The sequence below is a fragment of the Pseudoalteromonas sp. S4741 genome (genome assembly GCF_005886135.1).
Classification (GTDB): domain Bacteria; phylum Pseudomonadota; class Gammaproteobacteria; order Enterobacterales; family Alteromonadaceae; genus Pseudoalteromonas; species Pseudoalteromonas tetraodonis.
Map to the genome: position 1 here is coordinate 1 of NZ_PNCN01000185.1, position 7,304 is coordinate 7,304.

The window sequence follows — 7,304 nt, forward strand, 5'->3', positions numbered from 1 at the left end:
GGCGGGGCTTTATGCCGCGCAAAGGAATTATTCACAAAGAGGGCTAAGAGACACTGCGCTTTTAGAGGGTAAAGTTACAATCGAAAGTTAACGGGCAGCGGGGATCGGGTTACGAGCCTGATCCCGAAACCCGTAGCTCGCAGCCCGCTGTGAGTTTAATCTTGCTGTTGTTCCATAAAGCGCTGTAGTTGATCTTTTAGGTTTGGTGGAATACCTTTGATCACTAACGTATCAGTGGCTTCATTATAAGTTACACGCTCGCCTAAATGCTTACGCTCAAAACTGATACTGACTCCACCGCCTAAGCCTGAAAATTTAACCATACTGGTTAGCGTTTTTTTATCAACCGGGAATGACTCTTCTAAATCATAGCTTTGCTCTTTACAAAAGCTTTCAAACGGGTTGTCGTCGCCTTTGGTAAGCGTTGCTGAAAGTTCACTCACATTAGCTTCTTCACCCGTGGTAACACAGTCGTTACAGTAATCGAATACTTGCTTACGTAACTCGTCTTTTTCAGATTTATCAAACTCTTGCTCTGATAAGTAGTCTTCTACCGCATTGAGCATCACTTGACTTTGCTGCTTAGGATCAATGCCCTCTTCACAACCTAAAAAGTCTAAGAAAAAGTCAGCGACTTTACGCCCTGCACGACCTTTAATAAATGAAATATAACGATTGTCTTCTGCTTGGGTATCCCATGCGGTTAAATCAATACGAGCAGCCAATTGCATACGCGAAATATCTAAATGACGCGATGCGGCTAAATCAAGCTCAGAGGTCATTGAGTAATGCTCTTTAATATTGATCATAGCAATCAACATATAATCAGTCGCCACGTACTGATAATGACAAAATACTAAATAGCCGGTTTCGTTAAAGGCGTATTTATCTAACTCTTCTTTTAACACCGTTGATGCCTGCTCGGTCATGTGCCAAAAGCCAAGCTCATTATTACGATAGCTTTGCATGGTAGAGGCTACAATACTGTTTTTTTCGCCACTGAATGCACAAAACCCTTTACCTGGCTTGCCATTGTAGGCATGGTGTAATTGCTCAATGAATACAGCCACTTTATCGTTGATAGTCATTTCGTCGTTACGAAGGTGAATTTGAGTGTCGTCATCTTTTTTGTCTACATAGTGTACGACTAATTTTTTAACATCTATTGCCATCTTTGTTTTTCACGCCTCTGGTGTTAAAATACGGGAATATAACTCTTTTTATTGAACCAACTGATGCCAATCTTATCAAAATACTCTAATGAAGAAGTAGAACAAATCGTCGATCAGCTTATTGATGTTTTATCAAAACACAATGCGCCGGTTGATTTAAGTCTTATGTGTTTAGGAAATTCTATCACGCATATCTTAAAAGAGCATGTACCTACAGGGAAAAGACAAGCCGTTACCGAGAACTTTGCAAAAGCACTCGCGCAGTCGGTTAAGTAAACTCTATGAATTTATCGCAGCACAACCAGTTTTCATCGAAAGCGAGTCAATTATTAAGTTGGGGCCATTGGTTTACATTTGCCAATATTGGCTTAGCGCTTTTAATTAGCTTAAGCTATTTATTTGCCGATTCGCCACCGACCACTTATATGGGTATAACCTATATGATGGTTACTTGGCTAAGCCACACTAGCTTTATTGCATTTTTAGCGTTTGTGCTGACGGTTTTCCCTTTGAGTTTAGTATTCCCCTACCCACGGCATATACGCGGTATGGCAGCAGTGATTGCAACTATCGGGGCCTCAATACTGACTTTAGACGCTTACGTCTACTTTAACTTAGGTTATCACTTAAATGCCTCTGCACTGCCTGAAATTATTTCACTGTTGTGGCATCGTGTAACAAACTCACCCGCACTTACCACCTTGCTTGCAGGTAGCATAGTGTTAGCAATATTAGCGTTTCAATTGACTGTTAGTAATTTTACTTGGCATCATTTAGGGCGTTTAAAACAGTTTAAATTTGCCCGTTATGCCGGTTCATTTTTAGTGATTTGTTTTGCGCTAAGCCACAGCATTCATATTTGGGCTGATGCCAATTTAAAATTTGATATCACTAAACAAGATAATGTACTACCGCTTTCGTACCCGACTACGGCAAAAAGCTTACTCGCTAAAAACGATTTGCTGGATGTTGAAAGCTACGAGCAAGCGCACAACGTTAAAATTAATAACCAAGGTATTAATTATCAAGCACCTGCTCCATTAAAAAAATGTGAAGATTACAGCGCAGCAAAAGTTGATATATTGGTGTTTGATAATGACGAGCAGCTAGCAAAGTTTGTTGCCAGCCAACAAAGTATTTATAAAAACACGCAATTTTTACAACCCACAGATCATAGTGATATGTTATTTGGGCTTGTGTACGGCTTGCCAGCATTTTACAAAACGAACATTATTGAGCAGCAAACGTTACCCGTTTGGCAAAGCCAACGCCGTAGTGTGGAAGTGGCCGGTATTGATGAACTGAGCTTTATTAACGAGCAAGCACATAAAGACAGTGCAATAAGAATTGTTAAAGGGGCTGAAAACGCCACTGTACGTGATGACGCCACCGAATTTTTTGCTTTTAGTATCTCGCAAGATAGCAATGAAATTGTAACCACGTCAACATTGTATAGCTCCGATAAATTTATTTCTAAGGTGAACGGTTTGATTCAGCCTAGCGATATTATCGCTACAAGCCTTGGTCAATACTTAAACTGTAATGCGATTGCGCAGCAAACTATGCTGGGCGAAAACTTGTACAGTAAAAGTAATAATATTGGGGTTAATTACTCGCAAGGCGTGGTGATTGCTTACAAAAAAGATAGAATCACGCTTATTGATCGTGATGGGAATTTTAGAAATATCTCTGCCGCTGAAGGGTTTTCAATTGAACAAGGGCTTGATATTCCATTTTTAGTGCATGGTATTAAAAAGCTCAAAACATTTTCTCAATAGCACCTCATAATACGAGCGAGTCATTAAAACTGACTCGCTTAGTTTCTGTTATTACTCCTTTGCACTTGCTATCCCAACAACCTAGGTTATAGTTTTTAGCATCAATTATTTTTAAGCTCAGTAGCGCATGTTAAGGATAACTGTTATGTGTAAAATTATTAACCTGATCGTTACCGCCTGTCTTTTTTGTTTAAGTACATATACTTCAGCGCAAGCCACCTACTTTAAGTGCGTCACCCCCAAAGGTACCACTTTCTCTCAGTTTCCTTGTAGTGATAATGCTACCTCACACACAATAATCGCCACTGAGCCTAAGCAAACGGGTAAAGAAATAAACTATACTAAACAGTTAAACGAGCTGGAACGAGATACGATTATTTCCAACCTAGAAGCAGAGCTGCGCAGTAATCAGCATAAGTTAGCAATACTTTTACGAGAAAAAGACAGGGCTGATTTTAAACAACAGCAGCGTTTAAATCATATATTGAGCGCAGATGATAAAAAGCGTATTAGCAAAGATATTAGAAACACACAGAAAACATTAGATAAGCAATATAAAAAAGATAAAGCATTGATTGAAAAGCGTATTAAAAAGTTACAAAAAAAGATTGATGCCTATCAACCTTGATCAGGCTAACTTCAATAAATATCATCTTAATTAGCTTGGTTTTAAATATAAAATAACATACCCTTTACATCCATAGAGCATAAACTCTATTGTGTGTTTAGTGGTGTAATTTCCTTTGACCCGCTTTTACAAATTAAATGGTATCCACCGGCATTATCCTAAACACCTAAAGGCGTCTATTAAGGAGTACTGATGCAACCACGCCAAATTGCTGAATTAATTTTAACCGGTTTTAAAAAGCATTATTTGCTGTTTCAAAGAACGACAGCCAAGGCTCCCTACGCTTTTGCTAAAAGAGACTGGCAAGCTATTAATGATATAAGTCGCCTGCGTATAAGCTATTATGATGATCGGGTGAACGAAACAACAAAAACACTACGAGAACGCCAGCAAACAGACGCACTAAACGAAAGCTTATGGCTTGAAGTGAAAAAGCTTTACCAACACTTTTTATGTTTTCATCCGCAAGCAGAACTTGCTGAAACATTTTATAATTCAGTATTCTGCCGCTTGTACCACCGCCGCTATTTTCATAATGACTTTATTTTTGTAGAAGCTACGCTCAAAGATGCGCCTTCAGTGCCCGTTGAAGCTGAATACCGTAGTTATTTTCCTGTTGTAGATGGTTTAAAGCCCACCATTAAACGCATTATTAATCACTTTGATTTTAAAGCCGACTTTGTCAATCTAGAACGCGATATTCGTTTATTAGTTAAAGCCTTTTATAAACAAGCACCCGATACACACCACCAACATTGGCAAATGCGTTTTGATATATTACATACCCCGTTTTATCGTAATAAAGCCGCTTACATTGTGGGGCGCGTTGTATCGCAAAGTGGCGTTCAGCCTTTTATTATTGCCGTGTTACACCATGAAGATAAAGGCCTTTATTTAGATGCCTTACTTACAAAGTCGTCGCAAATGCGCGTTATTTTTGGCTTTGCGCGTGCCTATTTTATGGTAGAAACTCACGCTCCTTCAGCGTTAGTGCGGTTTTTAAATCAACTTATGCCTAATAAAACCCTCGCCGAGCTTTACAACGCCATAGGCTTTCATAAACAAGGTAAAACCGAGTTTTATCGCGAGTTTTTGAATCATTTAATCCATTCTAATGACGAATTTACCATTGCTCCCGGTACACCGGGTATGGTGATGATGGTATTTACCCTACCCTCGTTTGGTTATGTATTTAAAGTTATTAAAGATAAATTTGGCGAAAGTAAGCCGTTTGGTCGCGATACGGTATTAAAACGCTATCAACTGGTTAAAAGTCATGACCGTGTTGGCCGAATGGCTGACACCATAGAGTATTCAAACGTCGTATTTCCTTTGGCACGATTTGATAGTAACTTGTTAGCACAGTTGCACAAAACCATTGGCTCATCGATGGTGATTGAGGGTGAGTGGTTAATCATAAAACATTTGTATATTGAACGGCGAATGACACCGCTTAATCTTTTTTTAGAAAATGCAGACGAAAAAAGTGCCGCCGATGCCATTGAAGAGTATGGCCAGGCGCTTAAAGAAATGATTGCCGTGAATATTTTCCCTGGCGATATGCTGTTAAAGAACTTTGGTGTAAGTAAGCACAAACGTATTATTTTTTATGATTACGATGAAGTGCAATATTTAACAGACATGAACTTTAGAGCACTACCCAAAGCAAAAAGTTATGATGATTATTTAATGGATGAACAAAGTTACTCGGTTGCTCCGCAAGATGTATTTCCAGAGCAATTATGTACCTTTGTAATGCCTAACCCAACATATAAACAATTTTTAACCAGTACGCACCCAGAACTACTTGATGTGAGCTTTTGGAAACAAGCCCAACAAAATATAAAAAATGGAAAGGTGAGTCATATTTATCCCTATCCTACAGCACAGCGTTTTATCCATTACTGGTAAACGTTAAGGACACACAATGAATATAAGTAAAATAGATTTAAATTTACTGGTTTATCTCGATACATTACTGCGCGAATGTAACGTTACTCGTGCCGCTAACCAGCTTAGTATTACTCAACCGGCAATGAGTAATGGACTGAAACGCCTACGTAACCTTTTTAACGATCCTATTTTAGTGCGTACCAGCGATGGTATGGTGCCGACCGAGCGCGCTATTGAGTTACAGCCTGTTATTCGCGGTATTTTGATGACGCTTGAGGAAACGCTAGCACCTAATCGCGAATTTGAAGCTAAACAAAGTAAACGCGTGTTTAGAATTATGGCCAGTGACTATGCAGCCAGTACCATGGCACCGCGTTTGTTAGGGAAATTACATGAAGAAGCTCCAGACACCACATTAGATATTTTAACGCCCAGCGATGTAACTTTTCATGATGTAGAAAACGGTAAAGTAGACATGGCAATTAACCGCTTTGAGAACTTACCGCAATCGTTTCATCATAAGCGAATTTGGAAAGATAGCTTTTGCTGTTTAGTAAGATCCGACAACCCTATTATTGAAAACTTTAGCCTAGATAGCTATTTAAAAGCCCGTCATATTTGGGTAAGTAAAACAGGCTTTGGTGTTGGGGTTGGCATGGATCCTAAAGATGTGCAAAAGCTGGGTTGGGTTGACGAAGCGCTCGCCCATTTTGGGAAGCATCGAAATATTGCCACCTTTACTCGTAACTACCATGTTGCGATTCATTTAGCGAAAGAAAAAAACCTCGTGGCGACTTTACCCTCAAAAGCGGCCAATATTTATGTAGACGATCCAGGGCTTAAAATACTTGAGCCACCTTTTCCTATTCCACCATTTGAACTTGATATGATATGGAGCCCTTTGTTACACAGAGATGCTAGCCATATTTGGTTACGTCAAAAAGTAGCCGAAGTAGCTGAAGAGCTTAAATAACCTTCTTACATGCTTTTATGTAAATTCTGCTTGCTAGCAGCATGTTAGCAAGCTTGACTAGACCTCCCCACAATAATAAAACTATGAAAAACAATTAGTTAAAAATAAAACCGCGTTGGAATGCCGCTTGCTTAGTTATCTATGTATTTTAAATTAACAGAGGTCATTATTATGAGCACCCATCAAGGACAAGAGATAAATCATATCACCGACATTATCCAAGTAATGAATAGCGGTATCGACTTTTACGAAAAAGCACAAGATAAAGTACAAGATCCTAGCGTAAGTGCATTATTTCAGCGCATGATTGACGCCCGCAAAGTAAGTGTTGAAAGCTTACAACCCTATGCAATTAATCAACAAGGCGCACGTGAAGATGGCTCTTCGTTCGCGGTAGAAGCACGCAGAGCATTTACCGCTTTGCTCAGTACATTCACTAGCGATAACGACCAAACCTACATTAAAGAGCTTGAAGAAGTAGAAGATAAAACCTTAGAAGAAATCAAAACAGCGTTAAAAAAGCCTCAATCACATGATTGTGAAGCGGCGCTGTCAAAAGTATTGCTTACCATGCAAAGCTGTCATGCAGAAATGAGTAAAATGCAAAAACATTAAGTTTAAAAACTATAAAAGGGCCTTACGGCCCTTTGGTTGTTAAATAACAATAGGAGAGTTATTAGGGTCTGTTGACCTTTTAAGGTTGAATTTGCAGCAGTCTGTTTGGTATTTAGGCAAGACAGAGCCTATGTGGTGTGGTTATTCCCCATAAATAGGCGATAACGCAGCATCAATACCAAACAGGCGCTGCCCGAAGGGTTCTGCCTAGGGGCGATTTACTCTTTGTTGCTCGGTTTTTACTT

At 39.3% G+C, this 7,304-nt stretch carries 7 protein-coding genes; 6 read left to right on the top strand and 1 reads right to left on the bottom strand.

The window, feature by feature from the left end; translation table 11 throughout:
• Nucleotides 1-155 precede the first annotated feature (155 nt).
• Entirely contained in the window at nucleotides 156-1,172 is a 1,017-nt protein-coding gene (yejK, locus tag CWC30_RS17310) for a nucleoid-associated protein YejK (protein WP_138627721.1), read from the bottom strand.
• A gap of 63 nt (nucleotides 1,173-1,235) precedes the next feature.
• Between yejK and CWC30_RS17315 the strand changes: the two genes are divergently transcribed.
• The 6 genes from CWC30_RS17315 to CWC30_RS17340 all read left to right on the top strand — a co-directional run bounded on the left by CWC30_RS17315 (nucleotide 1,236) and on the right by CWC30_RS17340 (nucleotide 7,059).
• Nucleotides 1,236-1,448: a YejL family protein gene (locus CWC30_RS17315; protein ID WP_008109847.1), complete on the top strand. Its 213-nt coding sequence runs from the start codon at nucleotides 1,236-1,238 to the stop codon at nucleotides 1,446-1,448.
• Between the two features lie 5 nt (nucleotides 1,449-1,453).
• On the top strand, nucleotides 1,454-2,950 hold the full coding sequence (locus CWC30_RS17320; protein ID WP_138627722.1) for a DUF3413 domain-containing protein: 1,497 nt from the start codon (nucleotides 1,454-1,456) through the stop codon (nucleotides 2,948-2,950).
• Between the two features lie 145 nt (nucleotides 2,951-3,095).
• Entirely contained in the window at nucleotides 3,096-3,578 is a 483-nt protein-coding gene (locus CWC30_RS17325) for a DUF4124 domain-containing protein (RefSeq protein ID WP_138627723.1), read from the top strand.
• Nucleotides 3,579-3,770: 192 nt separating this feature from the next.
• Complete coding sequence (gene aceK, locus CWC30_RS17330; RefSeq protein WP_069439313.1) at nucleotides 3,771-5,489, top strand: bifunctional isocitrate dehydrogenase kinase/phosphatase; 1,719 nt, start codon at nucleotides 3,771-3,773, stop codon at nucleotides 5,487-5,489.
• Nucleotides 5,490-5,505: 16 nt separating this feature from the next.
• Nucleotides 5,506-6,444: a LysR family transcriptional regulator gene (locus CWC30_RS17335; protein WP_028835763.1), complete on the top strand. Its 939-nt coding sequence runs from the start codon at nucleotides 5,506-5,508 to the stop codon at nucleotides 6,442-6,444.
• A gap of 171 nt (nucleotides 6,445-6,615) precedes the next feature.
• A complete protein-coding gene (locus tag CWC30_RS17340) occupies nucleotides 6,616-7,059 on the top strand; it encodes a ferritin-like domain-containing protein (RefSeq protein ID WP_024601388.1) in 444 nt (147 codons plus the stop codon).
• The last annotated feature ends 245 nt before the right edge of the window (nucleotides 7,060-7,304 follow it).

Bases quoted from the DNA above. Each gene is read 5' to 3' on its own strand.
- yejK (WP_138627721.1), bottom strand. From the start codon at position 1,172: ATGGCAATAGATGTTAAAAAATTAGTCGTACACTATGTAGACAAAAAA.
- CWC30_RS17315 (WP_008109847.1), top strand. From the start codon at position 1,236: ATGCCAATCTTATCAAAATACTCTAATGAAGAAGTAGAACAAATCGTC.
- CWC30_RS17320 (WP_138627722.1), top strand. From the start codon at position 1,454: ATGAATTTATCGCAGCACAACCAGTTTTCATCGAAAGCGAGTCAATTA.
- CWC30_RS17325 (WP_138627723.1), top strand. From the start codon at position 3,096: ATGTGTAAAATTATTAACCTGATCGTTACCGCCTGTCTTTTTTGTTTA.
- aceK (WP_069439313.1), top strand. From the start codon at position 3,771: ATGCAACCACGCCAAATTGCTGAATTAATTTTAACCGGTTTTAAAAAG.
- CWC30_RS17335 (WP_028835763.1), top strand. From the start codon at position 5,506: ATGAATATAAGTAAAATAGATTTAAATTTACTGGTTTATCTCGATACA.
- CWC30_RS17340 (WP_024601388.1), top strand. From the start codon at position 6,616: ATGAGCACCCATCAAGGACAAGAGATAAATCATATCACCGACATTATC.